Raw genomic sequence first — 1997 nt, forward strand, 5'->3', positions numbered from 1 at the left:
GTCCCAGCAACATGGGACAGACGCGCCGACTCGGCGTTGTGGAGCGGGACAGATGCGCCGACTCGGCGCTCGTGGCCTACGCTGGGTGGCATGACCGACCGCACCCCGACGCGCCTGTTGGGGCCTGCGGAGGTCAGGGCGCTGGCCGCTGAGCTCGACCTTCGCCCCACCAAGCAGCGCGGGCAGAACTTCGTGATCGACGCCAACACCGTGCGCCGGATCGTGCGCGAGTCCGGCGTCGGCGCCGATGACGTCGTCGTCGAGGTCGGCCCCGGCCTCGGCTCGCTCACCCTCGCCATCCTCGAGACCGGCGCGAAGGTGACCGCGATCGAGATCGACGAGGTCCTGGCACAGCGGCTGCCGAGAACCATCCAGGAGTACGCCCCTGACCAGGCCGACGCGTTCAGCCTGCTCCGCGCCGACGCCCTCCGGGTCGACTCCGTCCCCGGCCCTCCGCCCACGGCCCTGGTCGCCAACCTGCCCTACAACGTCTCCGTGCCGGTCCTGCTGCACCTGATGTCCCTGCTGCCCTCGCTGCGGCACGGGCTGGTGATGGTGCAGGCCGAGGTCGCCGACCGGTTGGCCGCCAAGCCCGGCTCCAAGGTCTACGGCGTCCCGTCGGTCAAGGCCGCCTGGTACGCCGAGGTGCGCCGCGCCGGTGCGATCGGCCGCAACGTCTTCTGGCCGGCACCCAACGTCGACTCCGGGCTCGTCTACTGGCGTCACCGCGAGCCGCCGTCGACGACGGTCTCGCGCGAAGAGGTCTTCGCGGTCATCGACGCCGCCTTCGCACAACGTCGCAAGGCGCTGCGCGGCGTACTCAAGCCTCTGGCCGGCTCTGCCGACGCCGCCGAGAAGGCGCTGGTGGCGTCCGGGATCGACCCGCTGGCGCGCGGCGAGACGCTGACCATCGCGGACTTCGTACGCATCACCGAATCGCTCCAGAAGGTCCCCTCATGACGATCACCGTCCGCGCCGCCGCGAAGTTCAACCTCCATCTCGGCGTCGGGCCGGTCCGTGCGGACGGGTTCCATCCCCTGGCGACCGTCTACCAGGCGATCGGGCTCTACGACGACGTCACCGTGAGCGAGGCCTCCGAGTGGCAGGTCACGCTCGCCGGAGAAGACCACATCGCGCTGGGTGAGATCCCGACCGGCGACGACAACATCGTCGTGCGCGCAGGCAAGGTGCTCGCCGCTCACCACGGCATCGACAAGGCCGCGAAGGTCGCGATCCACAAGGGCATCCCGGTCGCCGGCGGCCTCGCCGGTGGTTCGGCCGATGCCGCCGCGACGCTCGTCGCCCTGGACCGGCTGTGGTCGCTGGAGACACCCGACGAGGATCTGCTGAGCCTGGCGGGGCAGCTGGGCTCCGACGTACCGTTCGCGCTCATCGGTGCCACCGCCATCGGCGGCGGCCGTGGCGAGATCGTCGAGCCGGTCACCGACAACGGCGCCTGGTGGTGGGTCGCGGTCGGCAACGAGCAGGGACTGTCGACGCCGTCGGTCTACCGTGCCTTCGACGAGCTCGCCGGGACCGGGGTCGAGGACCCGCAGGTGCCCGAGCGGCTGCTCATGGCGCTGGAGAAGGGCGACGCCGACCTCCTCGCCGAGGCGCTGGCCAACGACCTGCAGGCGCCGGCCCTGGCGCTACGCCCCGACCTCGCCCAGACCTTCGCGGACGGCGCCGAGGCAGGCGCTCTGGCCGTGCAGCTCTCCGGCTCTGGCCCGACGGTCCTGATGCTCTGCCGCGACGCCTCCCAGGCCCGTGAGGTCGCCGGAGCGATGCAGGCCAAGGCGTACGACCGCGTCTGGACCGCCCCGGGCCCGGTCGCCGGTGCCCACGTGGTCACCTACTGACCCAACCGCCGACGCGTCAGCCCGGTCGGCCGAGACGTCAGGTACGTCGGGGGCGACGGCAGCGCCTGACGTGTCGACCGACGCAAACGACGCCTCCGCCGACGGCGGTGGCGCCTCGACCGGCGGCCGGCGGCGCGG

Annotated in this window: 2 protein-coding genes; both read left to right on the forward strand. The window is 72.2% G+C overall.

The features are described 5' to 3' along the window. Positions 1–90: 90 nt before the first annotated feature. The gene (rsmA, locus tag ACFU7D_RS29440) at positions 91–960 is read left to right on the forward strand and encodes a 16S rRNA (adenine(1518)-N(6)/adenine(1519)-N(6))-dimethyltransferase RsmA (protein ID WP_378874034.1); all 870 of its coding nucleotides are present in this window, start codon (positions 91–93) and stop codon (positions 958–960) included. Further along, positions 957–1859 carry a 4-(cytidine 5'-diphospho)-2-C-methyl-D-erythritol kinase gene (locus tag ACFU7D_RS29445; protein ID WP_378874037.1) on the forward strand — a complete coding sequence of 301 codons (903 nt, stop codon included), beginning with the start codon at positions 957–959 and terminating at the stop codon, positions 1857–1859. Before rsmA ends, ACFU7D_RS29445 begins: the two co-directional genes overlap by 4 nt. The last annotated feature ends 138 nt before the right edge of the window (positions 1860–1997 follow it).

It is taken from the genome of Nocardioides sp. NPDC057577, assembly GCF_042801335.1.
Classification (GTDB): Bacteria; Actinomycetota; Actinomycetes; order Propionibacteriales; family Nocardioidaceae; genus Nocardioides.

What these genes read in the sequence shown, in the direction of transcription:
- ACFU7D_RS29445 (WP_378874037.1), top strand. Translation starts at nt 957, where the DNA reads ATGACGATCACCGTCCGCGCCGCCGCGAAGTTCAACCTCCATCTCGGC.
- rsmA (WP_378874034.1), top strand. Translation starts at nt 91, where the DNA reads ATGACCGACCGCACCCCGACGCGCCTGTTGGGGCCTGCGGAGGTCAGG.